The following is a 22,993-nucleotide window of genomic DNA, read 5'->3' on the forward strand; positions in this document are numbered from 1 at the left end:
TTTACCTACAATCAATGCTACCCTGTACACATACATTCAATAATACTAGGCGCGTCATAGTAAAGTCAAGGGAAAAGAAGCGCGCCATCCGCCGCAAGAAGTGGGATGGATGGCGCTTTTTGGGTTTTATTTTCGCAACAAAGTAACCGGACCGTCTGGATTATCCCGTTTTTCGAGGAAACGGGTAAAGGTAATGGCTGCATCGGCACGAGGGACGAGGCTCTGCGGCTGGAACTTCTGCTTATCGGTCGGCACAATACCGAGTGTAGTCGCGATAATGATCGAACCGCGGTACTTCGAATTGGCAATGTCTGAGAGCCCGGACTGAAACATGCCAGGGAAGTCCGTCAGTTTTTTGTAACCGAGTGCACGAACAATCATATCCGCGAGCTCTTCACGTGTAATCGTCTCATTTGGATTCAGCTTGGAAGCATTTTTATCGAGAAGTCCGCGATCAACAGCACCTTCCACGGCTGAGAAGAAGCGGGAGCCATTTGCCACATCGCTATAGGTGGCCTTGCGTTCCAGAGAGTACTGTGGATAGTTTCTGCCTTGATTGAGACTGATCATGAGCATCTCAATCATTTCGCCACGTGTGATCGGTTTTTGCGGCATAATATTACCGTCTTCAAGTGTAAGTGCGTCGTATTCATACATCAGCAAAAGTTCCTTCTCTGCTGGATGTCCTTCCAAATCGGCAGGAGCCGGACGATGCAGTGCAATCGTTTTGCCAGTAGAGGTGGAGCTCCACTCGCCTGTTACAGCGTCAAGGTAATACGGCTGCTCAAATGGCGTAATGGTCGCCCGATAAACGATCTTGGCGGTTCGCTTCGGTGTGTAGGAAGGCTGCTCTTTTGCGCGTTTGGCATCCTCAGGAGTAAGAGGGACGAGGGCGTATACTTCCTCTGCTTTTGTCTCGGTCCACCACTTCTCGCTCGCTTCGGCAGCAGGCAGGTGCTTGGGAACTTGTGTCGGGTATGTTTCGTTGCCCAAATCAGCGCTGTAATTCAGCAGATCGCCTGTTTCTATGTCAAACGTGAAATGGGCAGAGCCGCTAGCTGCAGCAATTCCATTGATAAAACGCTCAAATCGGATCTGCGTCCGCTCGGAATCAACAACGGGTTGATTTTCTTCCTCAATACGTTCTGTCCAGTAAAGCTGGTGGGCCATGGTTGGAGCCAGTTCGCGAATCGCTTCCATCGCTTTTGCTTTGAATTTTTCCATATCTGGTTTTTTAGTAGCGGTTGTTTTTTCTTTATGGCCGCGGAAGTCCTTGTTCAATCGGTAGATGTCGCCGGTTACAGCATCCACGGAGACATACGCAAATCCGTCTTCGCTATTGCCTTTTTCGCCGAATTCGAGATCCCAGACAGGGCGATTGCCACGGAAGTCTTTTTCATTGTAATTGGCAGAACGAAGCTCGTAGTTGGACAAATTCAATGTTTTCAATACCCATTGTACAGCTTCCTCTTGGGAGAGCGGTTGTCCGCTGCGGCGTGCAGGAAGGACTTTGCTGCTTACAGGCTCAGGATCTTTCGGTGCTTGATACGAGGTCAACGATTGTGTCATTGCTTTGCCAGTCTCCGCATCAATATAAAAGGTGAAGGGATTCATATAACCTAGGGATGGCTTGTTGTTTTGCGTCTCCATTCGCTCCCACGGCAGCAGGTAAACTGGTTTTGGATTCGCTTGTTCTTTAAACAGTTTCTCGGCTTCGTTCTCTGAGATTTTCGTATCCGTATCCTCGAAAGTCACGTCGTTCCAGGACAGAGAATAGTTGGTCACTGTACCGGAAGCATCTACGGTGATTTCTGCGCCGTTGTCGGGAAAGAGAATGCCATCCACGTCACGAACAAAACGGAAATTATAGAAGACTTCTGCGTTCAGCGGAGTTTTTGGCTCTGGCATGTCGCGAGTATATAGTCTTGTTTCCGCTGCTTTTCCTGCATTGTTTTTCTCCAAAAAACGCTTCGCCTGCTCTTGCGCCTCTGTATAGGAAATTCGCTTTGCATAGGGAAGCGAGGATGCTCCCTGCTCATGACGCGAATAGGAAGTCAGCTCGCCTGTATTGGCGTGGATACTGACGCTATATGATAGAAGGACTTTGCCGTTTTCCGGATTTTTCTTCACCCAACTAAACGACCATTCAGGAAATGGGCGCCAGCTATCCGCTGAACGAAATGATACATCTTGCACTGTCATCCCGGCGGTAGGCACTATTTTTGTAGCGAGTGCCAAGGCAGCTTCCTTGGAGAGCTTTGCTTTGGCTTGTGCCACGGAGTCTGCTTGTGACACAGTAGTCGCCATATTATTGGTACTCACATGAGGTGATTGTGCATGCGCTTGTGCGACAGGCAGCAACAGACTGGCAGATAGAACAAATGAGCTAGACCGAATGATCCACGGTTTCATAGGAACCCCTCCAACGATGTCATATTCTTCTTATCACCTCTGACGAGGGGAAGCAAAAGTTCGTTTCAGTTCAAATCCATGAAAAAAAGCTCCCGGTATTTGCAGAAAGGAATGAAATATAGGAATTTTGTACCAAATGTTTTTTTATCAATCTAGAATTGTGAACATGCATCTTATATAATAAGAAATACTATCCATAAGAATACAGAACGGTAAGGAGATAAATCGTTTTGGAAACCATCATGTATCTCATTCGTCATGGAGAGACGGAGTGGAATCAGGTTCGCCGTATACAAGGCCACAGTGACATCGCATTGAACGAGCTCGGGGTACGCCAGGCCGAGCAAGTAGCAGACAGGTTCCAAGGCGAGACGATTCACGCTTTTTATTCGAGTGATCTTAGTCGTGCGCGCGATACGGCTGCCAAGATTGCTGATAACTTCCAATCCTCTGTTTCAACGCGGCCAACCTTGAGAGAGCGCTGCTATGGGGAGTGGGAGGGGCTCACCTATGAAGAAATACGTGAGCGATTTGAGAATCAGGATGAGGCCTCCTGTGGAATCGAGACATTCGAAGACATGCAGCGTCGAGCGGTAGCTGCCATGACAGAAATAGCAGGAAGCCATCCAGGTGAGGCGATTGTCGTTGTCTCGCATGGCGGTCTCATTAATAGCTTCTTGCATTATGTGACGGTAGGAGAACAAGGAACGGGGATTACACGTATCGATAATACCGGTATTACGATATTTCGGTATGTAGATCGCAGGTGGGAAGTTCTATCCGTTAATGATACAGACCATTTGAAAGCTTGAGAAAATGCTGAGAGAGGGAGTTTCTCGTGTCAAGTAAAATGTTGGGGAAGTTAGAGACGGTCTTTTCCTACACGGCCCATTTTATCTTACAATCTTGGCCGGAAAAGCGCCCAGGCATCCTTTTCTTGACAGATTCCGGGGGCCGCGTAATCAACTTCATGGAAATGCAGGTTGGTCCATCTCGGAATTCTCAAGGGCTTACCCTGCAACACGATGTATCGATTGGTAAAGTCTTTGATTTTGTTGTAGAGGCACTTTCTTCCAAAGAGATCGTAGTCAAAACGAGAAGTGAAACAAATAATGTGTGTGGAGCCTTTCCTTTGTGTGAAGAAGATGGAAGGGTTCGAGCTGTCATTGGCATAATAGCGCCCACAGATCAGATCCACTTCGATTTGTCATCCTACATGCGCGGGCTAGAGCCGTTGATTCGCATGGGATATGATGCTTATATTCAACACGTGACCAGCCAGATTGTCATGGATTTGACGCTGCATGATACGGCCAAAGAGCTGCTGCAAAGCTTGACGGGTCAGATTAGTGACATTATCCAAAAAGGCTATTGTTCGGCCGTTAAGCTCGCTGACAATGCCACATTGATTCCACAGGAGAGCGTAACAACGCAAGTGGCCGAAGGTGGACAAACCCACATTGCCCAACTGGTTTCGAGATTCGGTACGGCGCCAATCATGCCATCCATTTTGGATGACCACAGGCTTGTCGTCGTGCCTGTCTCCTTGAACCAAACGCCGCTCTACGCATTGTTTTTGCATCTGCCACCCGAAGAAACAGATTGCGTGTACGATGAACGGGATGTAGCTTTTTTGCAGGAAGTAGGCGCGAAGGCAAGCGTTGCGCTTTGGCGTTCGATCATGTCGGACGACCTGCGTCGTGAAGCGAGCAAAAAAGACTTGTTGTATCAGTTGATGTCTAAGATTCAGGCATCGATTGATGTGAATGATGTTTTGCATGAAATCGTGACGAGCATTCCCAGCCTTTATCCGTACTTGTCAGCAGAGCTTTTCCTGACGGTTGAACCCAATGCAACCACCCCGGTCAAACAGCTATCTTTTCAAGAAGTAGAGCCGTCAACCAGTACCAAGGCCTATTTGGAAGGACGTCTCATTGCCGAAGAAGTGGGAGAAGGGGAGCAACAGGTGACGGTGATCGCAGCGCCGCTCTTGGGCAAGCAAGGCATCTACGGAGTTTTGCAAGTGACATCCGATCAGCGAATCACCTTGAATCAGCATGAAAAGGATTACATCTCGATCTTGGCGGATACTGCTGGCACTGCGTTTGAAAACGCACAGCTCTATCAGCAATCGCGCAATTTAATTCGAGAATTGCGTTTGATTAATGAGATGGCACGCCAGTTGAACAGAAGTCTTGATTTAAAGGAAATTCTCGATTTTGTTACGACAATGATGCGGGCTACTTTTGATGCGGAGTTTTGTGCTATTTTGCGAAAAACGCCAGGAGAAGATTGCTTCGATGTGCTCTCTTCCTCCATACCAGCATTCAATGGCCAGGCTATCAATTCTAATGAAAAGCCATTTCAGCAAATCTTGCAAAACAAGCAGGCATTGTTGCTTGCTCAGCCAGGGGCAGGACCGCTTCCTTTTTCGCTCTTTTCGTGCTGTTCCTTCATGGGGGTTCCACTCGTTGTTGAAGGTGAGATTAGTGGAGTCCTTTTAGTCGCAGATTCCCGTTATCATTTTTTTAGTTTTGACGACTACAAACTCCTCGAAATCTTTGGCCAGCACGCGAGCTTGGCAATGACCAACGCGGTCCTGCATAATGAAATGGAACGAATGGTCATTACGGATAATTTGACAGGTCTGTACACGAGAAGACATTTGAATGAACGAGTAAGAGGATCATTACAAAAAGACAACAATGGCTCGTTGATCTTGATCGATATTGATTATTTTAAGAACGTGAATGATACGTTTGGTCATCAGGTAGGGGACGAGGTACTGATTCAGGTCTCCAATCTGATTCGACATAGCATTCGAGACAGTGATATCGCGGCAAGATGGGGCGGAGAGGAACTCGCTGTTTATTTGCCGCGTGTGGACAAAAACACCGCGCATTCCGTGGCAGAGCGCATACGGGAATGCGTCGAGCAGGAGACGTCTCCGCAGGTCACGATCTCCTGCGGACTAGCGAAATGGAGCAGGGAGATGGATGTAAACCTGAGTGTAGAAGCGCTGTTCCATCAAGCAGATATAGCTTTGTATGAAGCCAAAAATTCAGGTAGAAATCAAGTTGTTCTCGCCTAGAGCCAAAACAATGGCTCTTTTCTCTTTTCGGAAAAAAAGGCAAAAAACTTGAGAGGTAGATAAAAAATGACAACAAATGATGGCAAGCAAAGGATCGCGATGCAAGTAGCACCTGATATTTATTGTCTGGAAATACCTACTCCTTTTGATGTGGGGGCAGTAAACGTTTACTTGCTAAAAGGGGAGCGCTTGACCTTAGTTGATGTGGGCCCATTGACCGACGCTGCGTGGGTGGCCTTAACAGAAGGCTTAGAATCGGTTGGGGTAAGCGTGCAAGAGATCGATCAAGTCATACTGACGCATCATCATGTGGATCATTGCGGGCAGTTAGAAAAAGTACGGGAGCGATCGGGAGCGAAGACATTTGCCCATCCGCAGGCAACACCTTATGTACAGCAGGATGAGCAGTTTATGACTTTTCATGATCAGTTTTTCGAAGAGCTGTACATCCAGAGCGGTGTGCCAGAAAAAATGATGGTCATTATCTCGAAATTTCACAAGCTGATGAAGACGTTTTCTGCGCCAAGCCAGATTGACTTTCATCTGAAGCATGAGCAAAAGGTGCCGTACCTGGAGGACTGGCAAGTACTGTATACGCCGGGACACAGCCAAAGCCATCTGTCGTTGTATCGGGCAAAGGATCAAGTCATGATTGGTGGAGACCATATCATTAAGCGCATTTCATCCAATGCGTTTATTGAACCACCCCGGAATCGTACGAGTACAAGACCACTGACTTTGATCCAATACCGCACAGCGCTGCAAATGTGTGCGGACATGGAGATCGAACAAGTCCTGAGTGGACACGGTGAACCGGTTTACAATCATCGAGAGCTCATACTCACTCGTCTGCAAAAGAACTGGGAGAGAACAGACATGCTCCGCAGGCTTCTTGCAGATGGAGAAAAGACAGCTTTTGAACTGAATGCTCTCTTATTTCCGGGCTTGTACCAAAAAGAATTGCCATTAACGCTATCCGAGACATTGGGGCACATCGATTTGTTGATGATTCTCCATCAGATTGAAGTGAGAGAGCAGGATCGAGTCTTGTATTACCACCTGTAAAACCTAATCGCGCAAGAGAGGCTTGCAAGTAGAATAAGCCTATTCCTCCCCGGAAACGCTAAAAGGGACTATTACCCTGGGACCTCACATGAGGCTGACCTAAGGGTAACCGAGGGAGGGTAGCATCGATGCAGAAGTATTGGCCCATTTGCGTGATGGCTCTAGCGTGTACAGTTGCTGTGGGTGGCTGTAACCAAATGAGAGTGAAGCAGGATGCGAATACAACGTTTGAGCAGGTGCGTGACAAGTTCGATGCACAAAAAGCGTATGCGTTCTACGGCCAAACCAAGCTGTTGACGGCGAACAGTGCCAATGCGAACATGGTTAACTTTTCGGGAAGAAAAGACGGAGAGGCTGTTTACATGAACGTGAAGCTCTCCGTACCAGAGGAAAACAGAGTGGACAACCTATCCTTGCTCAGCCAAGGGGACAAGCTGTACACCAAGGATGGACAAAACGAAGGCTGGAACCATGTTGCAGGAGATAGTCCGGCCCTGCATCAAGAAATGAACAACTGGAACCCCATTGCTTCGTTTCAGCAAATAGACGATATGAAACGAAACGTCCGGATGTTGCCTGATGACAATCCAAAAGACGATTTTGAGGCGATCGGAGTGGTATTGGATTCTGCCAAACTAAAGAGCTGGCTTGTTACCCAAATGCAAGAACAAACAAAGTCGGGAGCAAAAGTCCAATCGATAGCAGGGCGAGAAAAACCCTACATACCGAAGCTGAAGATAGCGATGTCACTCTCGGAAGGCAATTGGAGAGGAACGCCTGCCCATCATTCCGGACCCACGATTCAGTCCAAGAAGAAGGTGGACGTAAACGAGCTCGTGAACCAGATGGAGGTGGAGGCAGAGTACACGATTCACTACAACAAAAAAACGATGCTCCCCACGAACATGACGATGTCAATCCGATCTTCGTACGATTTGAACGATCAGCGTGTAAAAGAGCATACGCAAGTAGAAACATATTTGCAGCAATATGGAACGGTAGCCCCCATCATAGCTCCAACGGAAAAAAGCAAATAGGAAGTAAGAGTAATCAAGTGAGACGTTCCTCTTGCAAAACAGACAGGAGCGTCTTTTTTCTGTCAGGGAAAATTAAAAAGATAAGGTAACGTACTCGATACTTTTTACGTACTTCTTATGTGGAAGAAAATCTATGCGGTAGCGGTTTTTTTCGGTGGAATCAGCATTGTGAGAAGGAATCATGGAAAACATTGTCGAACTTACAACAAGACTATCTTTTTTCGTCGAATAATCTGTACAATGGGAAAGATGCCTGATGGATCAGACGAAAATGCGTATTTTATCCGCAGCAGCGAAGCTTTTTGATGTTCATGGCTACAAAGGAACCTCCGTAAGACAAATTGCCTCTGTTGCTCAAGTAAATTCCGCGCTGATTTCCTATCACTTTGAAGGGAAGCAAGGAGTCCTGGAGACGCTGATTGCTTCCTACTTTGAGACGTTGTTTCGCCTTTTGGAAGAACTGGAAAACGAGCAGGAAAACATCCCTGCCTATCAACGATTGGAACAAGTTGTGCAGCTGTATTTGCAATTTCAATGTGAGCATGCGCCTATCACACGTTTGATTCACCGTGAGCTGAGCGTAGAATCCATGCTTGCACGTGAAGTGATGACACTGTATATGAGCCGATGGAAGCACGGGCTTTCGCGTGTGATCGAGGGCGGTGTCGTCTCGGGTGAGTTTTTGCCCGTCTCTATTGATCGTACAGTACTGGCTATGACGAGCCAGATGATATATCCATTTTTGCAACCACAAATGGTTCGCCAGGTCTATGATCTGGAGCCATCTTCCGAGGATTTCGTCCAATGGCTGCAAACCTCGATTATGTGTTATCTACGAGGTTCTTTGCTGCCCGCTTAGGCGTGGCCTCTCCCAATGAATGATTCTAGTAAGGGGATGTATGACAAGTGAAACGAAAACTATTCATGCTCTGTTTGGCAGGCATGTTGTTATATACGAATCCGGCTTATGCAACGCCGTTTCCAGATAAAAAAGACGAAGTTGTTCAGGACGCTGACAACTATTTGAAAAAAGAAGACAGAACGGCCTTTGCAAATTCTTTGAACGGGATACCCGGCAGCTACAAAGTCGTGGTAGTGGAAAGCACTGCACCGGAAGCTGAATCTCCAGATATTTACGCGCAAAAGCTGTTTGACAATTACAATTTGGCCGATGATGCACTGATGATCGTACTTGACATGAACACCGAGCAGCTGGGGATTTATGCCGGTCCTTCTTTGCAGGAAAAAGGTGCCACGATGGCAATGCTGCATGAAAAGATCGCGTCTTTTTATGACGCATTCCGCACACAAAAGCAGTATTTGACCGGTATACAAACTGTAATCGCGGAAGTAAACAGGGAGCTTAGCCGTATTGAAAGCAAGCAAGCAACAGCAAAACCGGATGCGACCGACGCTAGTAAAGCGGGAGAGAGCGAAAGCAGTAGCACACTGGGAGGGATTCCCTGGTGGATCTATCTGGTCGGTGCGGTATTTGCTGGGCTATCGATCGGTTTGATTTACGCAATGATCAGACGTCGTGCTATTTTTGCCCAAGTAGACGATGTAGAGGATTGGAAGGAAGAGCTCGTTGAGAAGATCAATGTCATTGAGGTGGAAAAACCGCTTCGCCGTTCCAGCGGCATGACAGAAGTACGTTACCACCACTTGGCTGACAAAAAAGAAAACCTGCTGCGCATTCGCATCCCAGATGTGGAAATGATGATTCTCGATGCAGAAGAGGCTTGCGATCGTTTCCGTTTTACATTGGCACTTGGCATGCTGAATGAGGCGAGAGAGGCCATTTCAAAAATTGAAGAAGAGCTTGATGAGCTGAAAACTGACACTTCCAAAGTGGCCGTTACCAAGCAAGAAAACAAGGTTGTTGTTCCTGAGATCGGAAAACAAGTGGAACAGATGGAACGACGCTTGTCCGATTTGCGCTTGGAGTACGGATTGTCTTTCCATGAATTGAAAGCATCGCTGGATGAAGTAGACACGATGCGAAAACTCGTGAAAACAGCGCGGGCGGCAGGGGATGACATTGCCGCCTACGAAACCACACAAAAAGCTCAGCAAGTCTTGGAGCAGGTAGGACAAGCGATGGAGCTCATTCCAAAGCTTGTGCAACGCGTGAAAAAGGAATTGCCGGAAGAATTCAAGCATCTGGAGGAAGGAATTGAGCAGGCCGTTCGTGACGGCTTTCAATTAAAGCAGGATTCCTTTGACAATGCTCTTTTGCAGGCAAAGCAATTGGTCATGTCTGCGAAGAGCGCTTTGGAAGAGGGAAGCCTGGAAATGGTGTTGACCCATGTCAAAGCGTTCGAAGTGCTCATTGATGCGACGTATCAAGCGATAGAAGATGGTGTTCTTGCTCGTGATGAAGCCGCAGCGACGGTGTATGCAGAAGTTGAATCGGAACCACAAGCAGAAGTGAATCAAGGTAAGGATGAAAAAGAATTTGTGCAGGAAGAAAAGAGAGCAGAGGTAGGAGAGGCGGAACAGGATGATTCCCTACAGCAAGTAGCTGCGACATCCGCGCCTGTGGAGCCGGAGATTCGTACACCTGAGCCGACTCTGGCTAGCGAGGCCGCGCATTCTAACAGCGAAGAAGATCCTGTAAAACCGACGCCTTTCCAGCAGACGAAAGTGGAAGAAGAGCAAGCGGTTCGAGGAAAATCCTCTGAGCTGAGTGAAGCTGAACGTTCCGTGTTGTTGCAAGCAATTCCTCAGCTTTTCAATAAAAAAGCACAAAAGCCAGCTCCAGCAGCCAAAGCGGAGGAGCCTGTGTACGAAGAAGAAGAGTATGAACTGGTCATGCCGAAGAGTCAGCCTGAACAGGAAGAGATGATTCTGGAAGAAGAAGAGCAAGCGTATTTGGTCATCGAAACGGAAGACGATGCGCTGGATGAACTGGAGCGAATTTCTAACACATTAGTCCGACTCCGTCAGCAAATCAAGCGCAGCTACTTGCCGGGCATTCCGGATCAATTGAAATACATGTTTGAAGAAGTCGTGCAAACGTTGGGCCGCGTGCAAATGATCATGGAACAGTACCGCTATGATCTGGAAGAGGTGGCCATGTTGATCCAGGACGCGAGTGATTTGGTCGGCGAAACAGAGCGGATGGCAGAACGGATTATCACAACTTGTCAGATGGCAGAGGGTGCCATTCAGTATACAAACCGTTATCGTCGCCAAAATCGCCAGGTCAATGATTTGTTGACGAAGGCAGAGATATCATTTCGACAACTGGCTTTCGCAGAAGCCTACCAGCTTGCGGAGGAGGCACGTCTGGTAATCGAAGGCGCACCAACCGAAGATGACAACGGTTGGCTTCTCCGTCGTAAGAAAAAGGGATGAGCCAGATGATGGTCTTTCCTCTCTTCTTACTGGCAGTTGGCATACTCGTCATGGTGCAGCCGCGGACAAAACGTTGGCAATCGCGGATGAACGCTTATTTTCAGGGAGACGAAAGGCGCGTCAAGCAGCGTGCCAATACGTTCTTTCTGTTGGGCCTAGGCTTTTTGCTCGCTGGATTTGCGTATTTGTTCCGCCTTGTTGGATAAACCGATAATCAATGATAAAGCACCTGCTATGAAAAGATGGACTTGCCGTCTTTTGTAGCCGGTGCTTTTTGGTGGGCAAAAAAAAGAAGCATCGCTCACGCAGGCGATGCCCCATCTAGGAAGATAAAGGGAGTAAGGTCTGTTAAACCAGCACATTACAACTAGGGGGGAGTAATGTGCTGATTTCTCTTTTCATGAAAAGAGAACCTGATTCATAGTTTCCCCAATCCTTCATAACCTAAACGTCATTCTCGTAAAAAAATTCAAATGCTTCCTGCGCACTATGCGTACCTGCAGAATGGCCAGACGAAAAGGCGATGGTGATGTTGTAGCCGCCGGTATGGGCGTGGACGTCCATGACCTCTCCAGCAAAATATAACCCATCCATGAGTTTGGATCTCATCGTACGTGGATCGATCTCTTTTACACTCACACCGCCACCTGTAATGAACGCTTCCTCGAGAGAGAGCGTCCCCGTAATGGTAAGTGGAAAAGCTTTGATCAAGCTCGTGAACTTGCTCCACTCCTGTTTCTTCATATGGCTGTAGGTCGTTTCATCCGAAATTCCTGCCATGGCAAGCAAGAGTGGGATAATCCGTTCAGGCAGGAAGCCTTTGATTGCATTTTTTACTGCCTTTTTTGGCTGTTCCTCGATCAGTTGCCAGCTTTCCGACATGATTTCCTCGGCTGTTTTGTCAGGCATGAGATCGATCGTCAGAGATAGAGGAACCGCTCCGTATTTTCGTTGCGACACAGAGACATAATGTCCCATGCGCAGAGAGGCGGGGCCTGATATTCCGAAATGAGTGAAGATCATGTCGCCTTCCTGTGTATTTATCTTTTTCCCATTGGGCGCGTACAACGTCATCGTGATGTCACGCAGCGACAGACCCTGGATCGATTTATCGCGAATAAAAGAGTCATTGGCTGTAAGCGGTACTTCAGTAGGATACAGTTCTGTGATTGTATGCCCGGCTGTTTTCGCCCAAGCATAGCCATCGCCTGTAGATCCTGTCTGTGGTACAGAACAACCCCCAACGGCAATAATCACACAAGGCGCGGTAATTTTTTCACCAGACTGGAGCATGATGCCACCGACTCTGCCTTCCGAATAGAGAACTTCTTTTACAGGGGCATTTAAATGAATACTGGCACCTCTTTGCTTCAACAAATCAATCAACGCTTGGGCGACTGTAACGGCTTTATCTGTGACCGGAAACATGCGACCGCGATCCTCTTCTTTTAACGAGACCCCCAACTCCTCAAAAAACTGGATAATCTCTCGGTTGCCGAATTGGGTGAGAGCACTGTACATGAAGCGGCCATTACCCGGCATTTGTTTGATCAATTCATCTTGTTCCTTCGCATTGGTTACATTGCAACGACCGCCGCCAGATATGATGAGCTTGCGTCCGAGCTTTGAGCCTTTTTCCACGAGACAAACTCTTGCTCCTTGGCCAGAAGCAGCAATAGCAGACATCAGCCCAGAGGGGCCGCCGCCGATGATGATAACGTCATACTTGTATTGTGATGGATTCATTTCATTCTCGTCCTTTGTTGTGTAGGGTTGGGCAACCACCATTTTACCACAACCTGCGCACCCGGCGCGCAATTCTAGCTAGGATAGAGAGGATGAGACACCTAAAATATCAGTCAACGGCTGCTTTTCTAAGACGTAACGAACGATGGATTCATCTCGGATGATATTCGTAACGACATAACCTTTGGCAAAATAGACCGTAAACAATTCGCGGGTCATCTCTCGCCACATGGAAGCGACGGTCATATCAGCTCGTTTAACATCCTGGAAGAAGGCAGGGACAGGCAGCAGCACGATAGGCTCTTCGCGTGACAAGTCGATTTCGACAGGATATGGAATACCATTCTTGATTTCCAGACGCAACAGGTCTGGCGCCTGTTCTAAAGAGGGAATAAGGTTCTTTCCTGCCTGACGGGATTCCACACGATCGCTTCCGATCATCCATTCCACGAGGAAACGGTCTGTCGGCAGTCCGCGATTAAAGTCGTCATCGAGCTCTCCGTAGCAGTTTGGCAAATAGGTTCGAACGATTCCGCCGAGCTTGGCGATGTTCAGAACGCCGTTTACTGTTTCAAGCGGGTCGTACGTCCATGTAATTTTGGAATAGCCTGCAGCTGCCGCTTCTTCCTTTTGCAGCCATTTCATTTGTACACCTAGCCCTTGCTTGCGATACTCTGGCAAAAAGCCGAGCATGTGCGAACAAAGATGGGGTTCTCCGTTGGTAAAGCCCGGGAAGCTGTACAAGAAGCCGATCATTTCCTCGCCATCGAATGCCCCTAAAAACAGACCGCCAAATTTTTGCATCGTGAGTGTCATATGGTGAGGAATAGCACTAGAAGGGTCCCATATTTTTCCTTCCATTCCTTCTAATTGCTCAATTTCACTGAATTCGGTCAACTTTCGCAATGTGATTGCCATCTGCTTTTTCCCCCTCAAAACGATTCGTGTTTTTTCTTCATTCGGGACAAGATCTTGCATTCCTGCTTGGAGGTAGTTGCGTCTGAATTCTCTCTCGCGGATAATAGAGAAGGTTAACTGGCATGAAACTAGGGTCGAGGAGGATTTTTGGCGATGGAAAATAAATTTCAAGCTGAACTGTGGAACCGTTTGACGCAGGCACCAGGAGCGCCTGGCTTCGAAGGTCCGGTACGCGAGATTATGCGAGAATACATAAGCAGCTATACGAGTGAACTCATGTACGACAATCTGGGCAGTATTTTTGGCGTTATGCGTGGTGACGAGAACGGTCCCAAAATTATGGTAGCGGGTCACATGGATGAAGTCGGCTTCATGGTCACCCGAATTTCAGATAAAGGATTTATTTCATTTCAGACGCTGGGAGGCTGGTGGGGGCAGGTCCTGCTCGCGCAACGTGTACATATTATTACGGACAATGGGCCAGTCGAAGGCGTAATCAGCTCGATCCCGCCGCATGTCTTGAGCGACGATCAGCGTAATCGTCCGATGGATGTACGCAACATGTACATTGATATCGGCGTGGATTCACGAGAGGAAGCCGAACTGGCAGGAATACGGGCTGGCCAGCAAATCGTACCGGTTTGCCCGTTGCAGGTCATGGCCAATCCGCGCCGTATCATGGCTAAAGCATGGGATAATCGCTATGGTTGCAGTTTGGCAGTGGAGCTCGCAAAAGAGCTGCATGAAAACCCAAATCATCCGAATGTCGTCTACGTCGGGGCTACTGTACAGGAAGAATTGGCTGGGCAGCGCGGTGCGAAAACTGCCGCTGCGTCCATTGATCCGGATTTGTTCCTGGCATTGGATGCGAGTCCAGCCACAGACATACCAGGGGTAAAAGATGATGGCGGCAAGCTCGGCGGTGGACTGTTGATGCGCATCTACGATCCGATGTACGTCATGCCGGTAGGATTGCGTGAGCTTCTTATCTCCACGTGCGAAGAAGAGAACATTCCATACCAGATTTATGTAGCAAAAGGCGGGACGGATGCAGGTGTCGTTCAGTACCATGGCAAGGGAGTGCCGTCTGCCGTTATTGGAATTCCGTCCCGTTACATTCACAGCCATGCATCGATCATTGATCGTGAGGATTACGAGGCAGCCAAGCGTCTCTTGTTCAGTGTCATTCGCAAGCTGGATCGTGCGACGTGGGAATCTATTTTGCCTAGATAAATTGGTACGGAGAATATCGTTGAGTGAGTAGAAAGCGGAGGAATGCTTTTGAACGCGATCATATTGTATACACGGCGTCAGGGCGAAGCTACGTCCTTTGAATTTAATGTGTTTGACAACCAATTTGCTACGGAGAATCTGGCAGTGCGCAAGGTGTTGATGGCAATGCTTGCAGCCGTTTCCAACAAATTGACCGATCTGGAAGTGGAATACAACGACAGCCTACTGGTGGAAAAGGTCGGGGCGAAGCGTGCCGGTGAACTGCTTCGTTTTCTTGGGGCAACAAAAGAGAACATGCGGGAAAATCAGAGCAATGGTGTAGTTGTCAGCCGGATCTTTCATGCGCCTTTTACACAGGAGCACTATGAATACTTCTACAACCTGACGGACATCGCACAGCTGTCACACTATCGCTTGAAGGAGGGCAAAGAAGATCGAATCGTGTTTTACTTCACACGCTATCTCCAACTCATTACGCCCGATGAAAAGTCCCGCCAAGCATTTTTGGACAGATTAGAAGAATTTTCTTTGCCGTACAAGCTCGTACCGATTGCGTAAAGGAAACGAAAAAAGTCATTTTGCCCTTGCATGAAGGCGCAAAATGACTTTTTTCATTGATTACCTAAGGGTTAGGTGGAAGGACGATTTGGCCCCTCCAGTTTTTTGTCTCCATAGCCCGGCGCATCGTTTTGAACGTTTTTGGGCTGGCGATTGCGTTCGTCTGGTCGATTTTGCTGTACAGAGGAATCCTTGTTTTGCTTGGTCATGTAACTACCCCTTTCTTAGAGCCATGGCTGCCAAGGCGAATTTGTTTTTTGGCGAATGCGGGAGGATACATGGTCCTCCAGTTGGATGAATAGGGAGGTGAGCGGCACTCGCCGAAGCACTTCCATCTGCTTTTCGAGTTGAGGCTGTGCGTTTTCCTCTACGTTCATGTGGCCCCTTCCTTTCTGGGAGTTTTTGAGGGGGAGTCAAGTACAGCATTTTTGTGGCGAGGAATGGCGTATAGGGCAAACAGACCAAGAATAGCCGCCAAAAACAGTGTAATCACTCCATAGCCAATCCACGGATTGATGCTGCCGACCCCCCCTAGCTTTTCAACCATCGCTCCACCCAATCCCGTCCCAAGAGCTGTCCCAAGACCAGAGACGAAATTGGAAAAGCCAAAGTACGCCCCCAGCCATTCTTCTTTTGCGAAATGGGTGACGAGACTGTCCAGCATCGGCATAAACAGCATCTCGCCCAAAATGAAAAGAATCGCAGCCCCGCACAGTGTGAGGAAGTGGTTTGCCCATCCCATGAGTGTTAGCCCTGCACCTAACAAGATCGTTCCCATTGTGACGGACAAGTACGGATTGATGCGCTGTAGTACAAAACGTGAGATCAACCCTTGAAAGACGACGACACTGAGCGAGTTGATCGTCCAAATGAGACCAATCATCGTAGCGGAATGCAGGACATGTTCTCCCCGCAGCGGCAGGATCATGGCGAATTGAGCGTAAAGCGACCAGATCAAGAGCGAGATCACGGAAAAAAGCAGAAAGCTGCGATGGGTCAAGATGTGACGATACTCCTTGATCGGCGTTTGCTTGCAATCTGTTCCGACACAGCGATCATCGGGAAGGATGAAGCGAGAAAAGACAGCAAGTGCTCCGTACACAAAGGCAGCCACGAGAAACGGCTGTTTCCCACCCGCAGTCATCCATGTAATGATCAAGCCTGCGACAATAATCCCGCTGTGAGCGAGTATCCCTCTCCACGAGAAGGCAGCAGTTCTTTGGCTCTCATCCACTTCATCTGCGATCATGGCTTTAATGGTAGGAGCGAGCAGGCCAAGACCCAAGCCGTTGACAGCGGAAAATAACAAGAAGAAACCATAGGAATGGCTGAAGTGATAGCCTGCCATGGCACATCCTTGAAGGAATGCCCCTAAGGCTAGGATAGAGCGTTTGCCCCAGCGATCTGACATCAAGCCGCCTGCCAAGCTTCCGATTTGGTATGTGATGCTTCCCGCTGCCAAAATGATGCCGACTTGAGAGAGTGAAAGAACCCGTACCTTTTGCAAAAAGACTGGGAAGACGGGAATGACCAGGTAAGAGGCCATGTGCATGAAAAAGACGACTAGCAGTAACAACAAGTAAGACTTGTTGCGTAACAGAGATCCAATAGAGGCTATCATGTTCGTCTCCTCTTTGCTTCAGTCCTCTCTAGTATGAGTGGAAAAGGATTGTCCCTATGCGTCGTTTTTCACAACAAAGTAGGCCAGCACACAAAATTAATATGAAGGCAGGCAAGCGTCCAATCCAACAAGCGTGGAACGACATATACCTATAGGGAAAGGTACCATGGGCGTATGGAATGGTGCGAGGAGCGCGGCAGGATGAAGGGGGGATCTGACGTGAGAGGATTTGGTTTCTTCAACGAGGAAGGTTTCGAAGTAATCATCTGGATCATCGTGATCGTTTTTCTCCTCGTTATATTTTTTGACGAAGGGATAGATTAAGATGAGTGGATATCGTCGACCGGTTCGGCAATTAAATCACTATTACAAAACAAACGACGCTTTCAAGAAATGGATTCGTGCCAATGAGCAATGGTTCAAGCAAAATCCAGAGGTTTTTAACCAGATGCTACGCAATCCGAAAATGGTTAACCTGTTTACGGATCTCATGATCATGAACTCGCCTAGCATTGAAAAGAAATTGAAGAAATGGAGAAGGAACCACCGCTGATTGATCCGGCATGCTGCCCAATATAGCATGCCGCTTTTTATTTGGAACGCTGTCAAGTCCTGTTATAAAACCGGGATGACGAGCGTAGGGATAAGCATATGCTGCTTGTTCGAAGAAAGGATGAAGCACATCATGGCACAAGTCATTTTGACGTTTTTTGTGGCTTATGGCATTGTGGTCGGCGGCGCTCTTTCAGGTGGGGTGGGCGCATTTCTCACGGAAAAGCCTCCTCTGTTATCGATGGCCCAATTGGCTGACCAGCTCAAAATATGGGGATTGGTTGGGGCATTGGGCGGAACATTTGATTCGTTTTTGCAGATCGAAAAAATACTGATGGGAAATTTGACTCCGGTCTTTAAACAGCTTGTTATGATCGTCGTTGCATTCTTGGGTGCCCATATCGGAACGATTTGCGTGCATTGGCTGGTACAGGTGCGCTCATGAAGGTAATTCTTTGGAAACGTTACCTCGCTCTTTTGCTCATGGGGTGCGTGTTGGGCGGAACCGTGATTTTATTTACATACGGACGCGAGATGGAGCAGATGATGCTGATCAAAAAAAGCTTGGAACTGCAAAACAAAAAACTGTACGAGGAAAATCTGGAGCTGAAGCAAAATCAGCGGGTTTATCGCAAAAAGCAAGAGACCGTTATCGAAGACGTACGCGCCTCTGTTCTCACTGCCGATCAGAAGCAGCCGCTTCATGCCACCATTGTGGTTCAAGTAGTCGATCGCGTGGAAAAGGATCTCGCTTCGTTAAAAGGGAAGAAGGTTGAACAGGTTGCAGAGGTCCATCAGGTCTTGCATGAAATGCTGCGACGCCGCGAATATATTTTGTCAGATCGAACGACCGTGGAGGTACGAATCAAAACGGTTGTGATTAGTAGAACGCTGCATGTGTTCGTGACAGCGGATGTTATACCCGATGATGTTTGGCAAAAGATTGCGCGAAACTTTCTATTTCTTCCGCCGTATATTTCTATATAGAATATCTGATAGCCGGATCATGTAGGTCTGGGTCGGTATAAAGGAGAGGCGAACGCATGTCCATGTTCAAAAAATTGTTGGCTAGTGTAGGTATTGGCTCTGCCCAAGTAGATGCACGTCTTGAGCAGGATTCACTCATTCCCGGCGATATGGTCAGAGGTGAAGTCCATATCAAGGGAGGAGATGTGGCCCAGGAAATCGACGAAATCTACATGTATGTCGTTACACACTATGAAAGAGAAATCAACGATAACAAGACGAAGGAAGAATGCACACTTGTCAAATATCGTTTGTCTGAGCGGGTACAATTGAAACCGAAAGAAGAAACCGTTCTGCCATTCGCTTTTCAATTGCCTTATGAGACGCCATTGACAATGGGGCGTCAACCCGTTTACTTGCGGACAGGTCTCGATATTAAAAATGCGATTGACCCAGGGGATTCCGATTTCATCGAGGTTCGCCCACATCCGTTAATGACCAAAGTGTTGGATGCTGTTCAACAGATCGGATTCCAGCTGTATAAGGTAGACTGCGAATACAATCGCCACCTTGGTCGCAACCATCCGTTTGTACAGGAATTTGAATTCCGTCCAACAGGGCCATATCGCAGCCAATTAGAGGAGCTCGAAGTAGTCTTCTTCCTTCGTGATGGCGAATTGGAAGTTTTATTGGAACTGGACAAACGTGCGCGCGGCTTTATGGGAGCATTTGAAGAAGCGTTTAATCTCGATGAACGCTATATTCGTTTCCGCTTAACGAATGCAGACGTGAACAAACATACGCATGTCATTGCCGAAGCGATTGAAGCGCTCATTAAGCAGCAGCTTCGCTAGAGTGTGATTCAAAAAAGGCCTGACGGAGTGAAAATAACCACTCTGCCAGCCTTTTTTCTTTTTGGAGGTTTTACCATCGCCAACGCCTACGATAGTCGAGGCTTCTACCTCCATTCCTGTACACAATTCTCTTTCTACTTTTTCGATTTGCATGTATAGGGCTGGATTTTTCTGACAATACTGTGAGCATGAAGAATCCAGAGGAGGATATTATTATGAATTTGTTAGAAAAAACGAGAAAAATTAATGTGATGCTTCAAAAAACAATGGGTGGCAGCGGAGTAGGTTTCCAAGATCTCGCAAGGCTTTTATCTGAAGTGATTTCTGCAAATGTTTACATCATTACCGCAGATGGTTCGATCCTGGGAAGTGGAATGAATCAGGAGATCTCCCTGCAAGAAGAGGGTCGTTCATCCACGCAACTGCAGGAAGGTGTACATCAGAAGCTGCTGGAAGTGTCACAAACCTTGGCCAACGAGCCGGTTACCAGCCCGTACAGCCTGGTTCCAAAAGAGTTGAATTCGATCTTCCCGCAAATGATGACGACGATTGTTCCTATCAATGCAGGGGGAAGCCGTCTTGGCACACTCGTCCTGCTGCGTGCTTACGGTCAGTTTGAAACAGAAGATCTGATTTTGGGCGAGATCGGTGCTACCGTAATCGGTATGAAAATCGTTCGTCAGCGCACAGAACAGATTGAAAATGAAGTCCGTGACAAAACATTTGCCAAAATCGCACTCTCTTCGTTGTCCTACAGCGAACAGATCGCGATTGAAAAAATTATGGAGCAATTGGATGCACGCGAAGGTTTGCTGGTAGCTAGTCAGCTTGCAGATCAAGCAGGTCTGACACGATCTGTCATCGTGAACGCTCTTCGCAAGTTGGCAAGCGCGGGTGTACTGGAATCCCGTTCGTTAGGAATGAAGGGTACCTATATCAAAGTGTTGAATGACAAATTCCCTTCTGAATTGGCGAAATGGAAAACCTCATAATTTGCACGAGCAACACAGAAGCTCTCCCTGAACGGGGAGGGCTTTTGTTTATGAATCAACGAGTATAGCAGAAACGATAAAACGTTCATAATTTAGCGATTGAATAAATGATTTTCTTACCTTTATAATGTCCACAAAGGTTTAAACTTCAAAAAATTCAAAAATTAAAGTTCATACTTCAAAAGCGGATGGAGGGTCTAAGAATGAAGGTGATAATTGGTGGGATTGCGCATGAAACGAATACGTTTTCCAATGTGCCCACGACGCTCGAGATGTTTCAAAGCTATGAGTGGGATTATCATGAAACGATTGTGAATCGCAATCGGGGCGTTCGCAACTTTCCTGGAGGGATGGTGGATCGCGCCGAAGAGCTGGGCATCGAGCTTTTGCCGACCTTTCTCACCTTTACGTATCCAGCGGGGACGATTGTGCGAGAAGCGTATGACCGGATTAAAAAGGAGCTTCTTGACACAATTGCTGCGACAGAAGGTGCAGATGCCATTTGTCTGGGGCTTCACGGAGCGGGGGTTGTAGAAGGAATAGATGATCTGGAGGGCGACATTCTGGCATCAGTGCGTCAGTTGGTCGGTTATGACATTCCCTTAATTGTTACGCTCGACCTCCATGCAAACATGACACAAAAAATGGTGGATGAGGCCGATGCGCTCCTGGGTGTTCACCTCTACCCGCATGTGGATTGCTATGAACGTGGTATTGAAGCAATCGACCTTGCGCATAAGATGGTTACAGAAGGTATCAAGCCGACCATGCATTTGACCCGACTGCCATTATTGATTCCTACATCGGCTACCCATCATTCCCCAGCACGTGAAATAAACGAAGCCTGCTGGGCGTGGGAAAAGGAAGAAGGCGTCATCGACTGTGCATTCTTCCACGGTTTTCCGTACACGGACATTCCTGAGTTGGGCGTCTCCGTTTTGAGCGTTACGAATAACGATCAGGAGCTCGCCAAAAAAGTGAGCGAGGATGTCGCCAGTCTGATTTGGGAAAAGCGGGATGAATTCGAGCTGAACATGCCCACGCCTGCCGAGGGAATTGCGATGGCACTGCAAACGGAAGGCATGCCCATCGTAATCAATGAGACCTCAGATAATCCTGGCGGAGGCACACCCGGAGACGGAACGCATTTGCTGCGGGCGATGCTGGAAGCCAAGCTGACGAATGCATGCTTTGGTTTTATTTACGATCCCGAAGTAGTCCAGATTGCCCATCAGGCAGGAGTAGGCGCTACCATACAACTATCACTGGGTGGAAAGACAGACTACTTGCATGGAGAACCGCTTGAAGTAACAGCCTACGTCAAAGCTTTGACAGATGGAAAATTCATTGCGACAACGCCGATGGGGCAAGGGGGCCATGAGAATTTTGGCAAGTCCGTTCGTTTGCAAATTGACGGGGTTGATGTACTGGTTTGCTCCGTGAAATCGCAAGTGCTGGATGAGCAAATTTTTCTGTTGCACGGAATTGATGTGACCAAATACAAGATCGTGGCCTTGAAATCAAGCACACACTTCCGGGCATCCTTCGAACCGATTAGCGCACGCGTTATTACCGTCGATTCGCCGGGATTGACGACGCTCAACTTCCGCTTCTTCAAATACGAGCGAGCCATTCGTCCGATTTATCCATTAGACCCAGCCACAGAGTGGAACCTACATCAATTGACAAGGAAGTAGATGATCATGGAATCCGTACAGGAGCGCATCCGCAAGCATTATCCGGAATTGACCAACCAACAAAAACTAGCAGCCAAATATATTCTCGCCGAGCCGAAGACCGTTGCACTGCAACCAGCCAAAGTTGTTGGGGCATTGAGCGGCACAAGCGAAACGACAATCATCCGACTATCCTATGCTCTCGCCTACTCCGGGTACAGCGAATTGCAAAATGAGATTCGCAGCTCCTTATTGGAAAAAGTCCCAAAAGCTGATGCCATCCACAGTTTTCGAACAGCGGCTGTTGAGATGAAGGGAAAACAAGACCTGATTTCTTATAACATGGAACAGGATGTTGCGTATATTCGGCAAACGTTAGGGGAATTGCAAAAGAACCATCTTTTGCAAGCGGTTTCAAGTATTATGGCAGCCAAACACATTCTCGTTGTAGGGTTTCGCAGCTCCTATGCTCCAGCCCATTGGCTCGCCTTTACATTGAATGTCGTCAGAGGAAACGCGCATCTGTACAATGGGCCAGTTGATGACGTCAACTATCTGTTGACCCAGATCAATCAGGAGTGGCTCGTGATCGCACTCTCCTTCCCCCGCTATACGAGTGAAACGATTCTGTTTGCAAAAGCAGCCAAAGAGAGAGGCGCCAAAATCATCGGGATTACAGACGATGAGCTATCTCCTATTGGGCCGGTAGCCGATCAAATTTTAAAAGTCAGCGCACCTGCTCCTACTGCTTTAAAAGGAATGACGGCGATCTTTTCCATGCTGAATATTTTGATCAGTGGTGTGGTTCAGGCTGATGGAGAACAGGTACAACAAAGACTGAAAGAATACGAAGAGACAAGTCGACAAATATACCCGTTTGCGGAAGGGACCGAAGTGTAACGGCAATTGATA

At 47.8% G+C, this 22,993-nt stretch carries 22 protein-coding genes; 16 read left to right on the forward strand and 6 right to left on the reverse strand.

All coding sequences use genetic code 11. The features are described from left to right. Positions 1-126: 126 nt before the first annotated feature. Positions 127-2,412, reverse strand: a complete 2,286-nt coding sequence (locus KB186_RS14345; protein ID WP_232773846.1) for a YcdB/YcdC domain-containing protein — start codon at positions 2,410-2,412, stop codon at positions 127-129. A 230-nt stretch (positions 2,413-2,642) separates the two neighbouring features. On the opposite strand from KB186_RS14345, the gene KB186_RS14350 reads away from it, so the two are divergent. The 7 genes from KB186_RS14350 (at position 2,643) to KB186_RS14380 (ending at position 11,171) form a co-directional block, all read left to right on the forward strand. Then, the gene (locus tag KB186_RS14350) at positions 2,643-3,224 is read left to right on the forward strand and encodes a histidine phosphatase family protein (RefSeq protein WP_173612380.1); all 582 of its coding nucleotides are present in this window, start codon (positions 2,643-2,645) and stop codon (positions 3,222-3,224) included. A 38-nt stretch (positions 3,225-3,262) separates the two neighbouring features. After that, positions 3,263-5,503 carry a sensor domain-containing diguanylate cyclase gene (locus KB186_RS14355; protein WP_173612393.1) on the forward strand — a complete coding sequence of 747 codons (2,241 nt, stop codon included), beginning with the start codon at positions 3,263-3,265 and terminating at the stop codon, positions 5,501-5,503. A 66-nt stretch (positions 5,504-5,569) separates the two neighbouring features. Beyond that, positions 5,570-6,568, forward strand: a complete 999-nt coding sequence (locus KB186_RS14360; protein WP_173612379.1) for an MBL fold metallo-hydrolase — start codon at positions 5,570-5,572, stop codon at positions 6,566-6,568. A gap of 128 nt (positions 6,569-6,696) precedes the next feature. Beyond that, entirely contained in the window at positions 6,697-7,605 is a 909-nt protein-coding gene (locus KB186_RS14365; protein WP_232773847.1) for a hypothetical protein, read from the forward strand. Positions 7,606-7,861: 256 nt separating this feature from the next. Further along, positions 7,862-8,464, forward strand: coding sequence for a forespore capture DNA-binding protein RefZ (gene refZ, locus KB186_RS14370; RefSeq protein WP_173612377.1), 603 nt, complete (start codon positions 7,862-7,864; stop codon positions 8,462-8,464). A 47-nt stretch (positions 8,465-8,511) separates the two neighbouring features. Beyond that, positions 8,512-10,965, forward strand: a complete 2,454-nt coding sequence (locus KB186_RS14375; protein ID WP_232773848.1) for a septation ring formation regulator EzrA — start codon at positions 8,512-8,514, stop codon at positions 10,963-10,965. Then, positions 10,962-11,171: a hypothetical protein gene (locus KB186_RS14380; RefSeq protein ID WP_173612375.1), complete on the forward strand. Its 210-nt coding sequence runs from the start codon at positions 10,962-10,964 to the stop codon at positions 11,169-11,171. The genes KB186_RS14375 and KB186_RS14380 overlap by 4 nt, the downstream gene beginning before the upstream one ends. 238 nt (positions 11,172-11,409) lie before the next feature. Here the strand turns inward: KB186_RS14380 and KB186_RS14385 are convergent, their stop codons facing one another. After that, positions 11,410-12,711, reverse strand: coding sequence for a BaiN/RdsA family NAD(P)/FAD-dependent oxidoreductase (locus KB186_RS14385; protein WP_221868165.1), 1,302 nt, complete (start codon positions 12,709-12,711; stop codon positions 11,410-11,412). Between the two features lie 78 nt (positions 12,712-12,789). Then, a complete protein-coding gene (locus KB186_RS14390; protein ID WP_232773849.1) occupies positions 12,790-13,629 on the reverse strand; it encodes a GNAT family N-acetyltransferase in 840 nt (279 codons plus the stop codon). Positions 13,630-13,782: 153 nt separating this feature from the next. Between KB186_RS14390 and KB186_RS14395 the strand changes: the two genes are divergently transcribed. Then, positions 13,783-14,862: a M42 family metallopeptidase gene (locus tag KB186_RS14395; protein WP_221868167.1), complete on the forward strand. Its 1,080-nt coding sequence runs from the start codon at positions 13,783-13,785 to the stop codon at positions 14,860-14,862. A 42-nt stretch (positions 14,863-14,904) separates the two neighbouring features. Further along, positions 14,905-15,420, forward strand: coding sequence for a hypothetical protein (locus KB186_RS14400; protein ID WP_173612371.1), 516 nt, complete (start codon positions 14,905-14,907; stop codon positions 15,418-15,420). Between the two features lie 71 nt (positions 15,421-15,491). Here KB186_RS14400 and KB186_RS14405 read toward each other — a convergent pair whose 3' ends face one another. The 3 genes from KB186_RS14405 to KB186_RS14415 are packed head-to-tail and all read right to left on the reverse strand — an operon-like array spanning position 15,492 to position 17,041. After that, the gene (locus KB186_RS14405) at positions 15,492-15,629 is read right to left on the reverse strand and encodes a hypothetical protein (RefSeq protein ID WP_167402441.1); all 138 of its coding nucleotides are present in this window, start codon (positions 15,627-15,629) and stop codon (positions 15,492-15,494) included. Between the two features lie 15 nt (positions 15,630-15,644). Next, positions 15,645-15,797 (reverse strand): hypothetical protein, encoded by a 153-nt coding sequence (locus tag KB186_RS14410; protein WP_221868168.1) that lies wholly within the window; start codon positions 15,795-15,797, stop codon positions 15,645-15,647. Next, entirely contained in the window at positions 15,794-17,041 is a 1,248-nt protein-coding gene (locus KB186_RS14415; RefSeq protein ID WP_232773850.1) for an MFS transporter, read from the reverse strand. The genes KB186_RS14410 and KB186_RS14415 overlap by 4 nt, the downstream gene beginning before the upstream one ends. 325 nt (positions 17,042-17,366) lie before the next feature. Here KB186_RS14415 and KB186_RS14420 point away from each other — a divergent pair, with 325 nt between their 5' ends. From KB186_RS14420 to KB186_RS14450, 7 genes are all read left to right on the forward strand, one after another. Continuing rightward, on the forward strand, positions 17,367-17,594 hold the full coding sequence (locus tag KB186_RS14420; protein ID WP_232773851.1) for a hypothetical protein: 228 nt from the start codon (positions 17,367-17,369) through the stop codon (positions 17,592-17,594). Positions 17,595-17,726: 132 nt separating this feature from the next. Continuing rightward, positions 17,727-18,038, forward strand: a complete 312-nt coding sequence (locus KB186_RS14425; RefSeq protein ID WP_007720892.1) for a YtrH family sporulation protein — start codon at positions 17,727-17,729, stop codon at positions 18,036-18,038. After that, positions 18,035-18,580 carry a sporulation membrane protein YtrI gene (locus tag KB186_RS14430; RefSeq protein WP_007720889.1) on the forward strand — a complete coding sequence of 182 codons (546 nt, stop codon included), beginning with the start codon at positions 18,035-18,037 and terminating at the stop codon, positions 18,578-18,580. Before KB186_RS14425 ends, KB186_RS14430 begins: the two co-directional genes overlap by 4 nt. 56 nt (positions 18,581-18,636) lie before the next feature. Next, complete coding sequence (locus KB186_RS14435) at positions 18,637-19,413, forward strand: sporulation protein (protein WP_173612367.1); 777 nt, start codon at positions 18,637-18,639, stop codon at positions 19,411-19,413. Between the two features lie 215 nt (positions 19,414-19,628). Further along, positions 19,629-20,405, forward strand: a complete 777-nt coding sequence (codY, locus tag KB186_RS14440) for a GTP-sensing pleiotropic transcriptional regulator CodY (RefSeq protein WP_016742124.1) — start codon at positions 19,629-19,631, stop codon at positions 20,403-20,405. A 203-nt stretch (positions 20,406-20,608) separates the two neighbouring features. Then, a complete protein-coding gene (locus KB186_RS14445; protein WP_232773852.1) occupies positions 20,609-22,102 on the forward strand; it encodes a M81 family metallopeptidase in 1,494 nt (497 codons plus the stop codon). Continuing rightward, positions 22,103-22,981, forward strand: coding sequence for a MurR/RpiR family transcriptional regulator (locus KB186_RS14450; protein WP_173612365.1), 879 nt, complete (start codon positions 22,103-22,105; stop codon positions 22,979-22,981). Positions 22,982-22,993: the final 12 nt, after the last annotated feature.

The sequence above is a fragment of the Brevibacillus sp. AF8 genome (assembly GCF_021270385.1).
In the GTDB taxonomy this organism is placed as follows: Bacteria; Bacillota; Bacilli; order Brevibacillales; family Brevibacillaceae; genus Brevibacillus.

Bases quoted from the DNA above. Each gene is read 5' to 3' on its own strand.
- KB186_RS14425 (WP_007720892.1), top strand. From the start codon at position 17,727: ATGGCACAAGTCATTTTGACGTTTTTTGTGGCTTATGGCATTGTGGTC.
- KB186_RS14450 (WP_173612365.1), top strand. From the start codon at position 22,103: ATGATCATGGAATCCGTACAGGAGCGCATCCGCAAGCATTATCCGGAA.
- KB186_RS14430 (WP_007720889.1), top strand. From the start codon at position 18,035: ATGAAGGTAATTCTTTGGAAACGTTACCTCGCTCTTTTGCTCATGGGG.
- KB186_RS14405 (WP_167402441.1), bottom strand. From the start codon at position 15,629: ATGACCAAGCAAAACAAGGATTCCTCTGTACAGCAAAATCGACCAGAC.
- KB186_RS14445 (WP_232773852.1), top strand. From the start codon at position 20,609: ATGAAGGTGATAATTGGTGGGATTGCGCATGAAACGAATACGTTTTCC.
- KB186_RS14395 (WP_221868167.1), top strand. From the start codon at position 13,783: ATGGAAAATAAATTTCAAGCTGAACTGTGGAACCGTTTGACGCAGGCA.
- KB186_RS14410 (WP_221868168.1), bottom strand. From the start codon at position 15,797: ATGAACGTAGAGGAAAACGCACAGCCTCAACTCGAAAAGCAGATGGAA.
- KB186_RS14355 (WP_173612393.1), top strand. From the start codon at position 3,263: ATGTTGGGGAAGTTAGAGACGGTCTTTTCCTACACGGCCCATTTTATC.
- KB186_RS14345 (WP_232773846.1), bottom strand. From the start codon at position 2,412: ATGAAACCGTGGATCATTCGGTCTAGCTCATTTGTTCTATCTGCCAGT.
- refZ (WP_173612377.1), top strand. From the start codon at position 7,862: ATGGATCAGACGAAAATGCGTATTTTATCCGCAGCAGCGAAGCTTTTT.
- codY (WP_016742124.1), top strand. From the start codon at position 19,629: ATGAATTTGTTAGAAAAAACGAGAAAAATTAATGTGATGCTTCAAAAA.
- KB186_RS14435 (WP_173612367.1), top strand. From the start codon at position 18,637: ATGTCCATGTTCAAAAAATTGTTGGCTAGTGTAGGTATTGGCTCTGCC.
- KB186_RS14420 (WP_232773851.1), top strand. From the start codon at position 17,367: ATGAGTGGATATCGTCGACCGGTTCGGCAATTAAATCACTATTACAAA.
- KB186_RS14390 (WP_232773849.1), bottom strand. From the start codon at position 13,629: ATGGCAATCACATTGCGAAAGTTGACCGAATTCAGTGAAATTGAGCAA.
- KB186_RS14415 (WP_232773850.1), bottom strand. From the start codon at position 17,041: ATGATAGCCTCTATTGGATCTCTGTTACGCAACAAGTCTTACTTGTTG.
- KB186_RS14365 (WP_232773847.1), top strand. From the start codon at position 6,697: ATGCAGAAGTATTGGCCCATTTGCGTGATGGCTCTAGCGTGTACAGTT.
- KB186_RS14400 (WP_173612371.1), top strand. From the start codon at position 14,905: ATGCTTTTGAACGCGATCATATTGTATACACGGCGTCAGGGCGAAGCT.
- KB186_RS14380 (WP_173612375.1), top strand. From the start codon at position 10,962: ATGAGCCAGATGATGGTCTTTCCTCTCTTCTTACTGGCAGTTGGCATA.
- KB186_RS14360 (WP_173612379.1), top strand. From the start codon at position 5,570: ATGACAACAAATGATGGCAAGCAAAGGATCGCGATGCAAGTAGCACCT.
- KB186_RS14385 (WP_221868165.1), bottom strand. From the start codon at position 12,711: ATGAATCCATCACAATACAAGTATGACGTTATCATCATCGGCGGCGGC.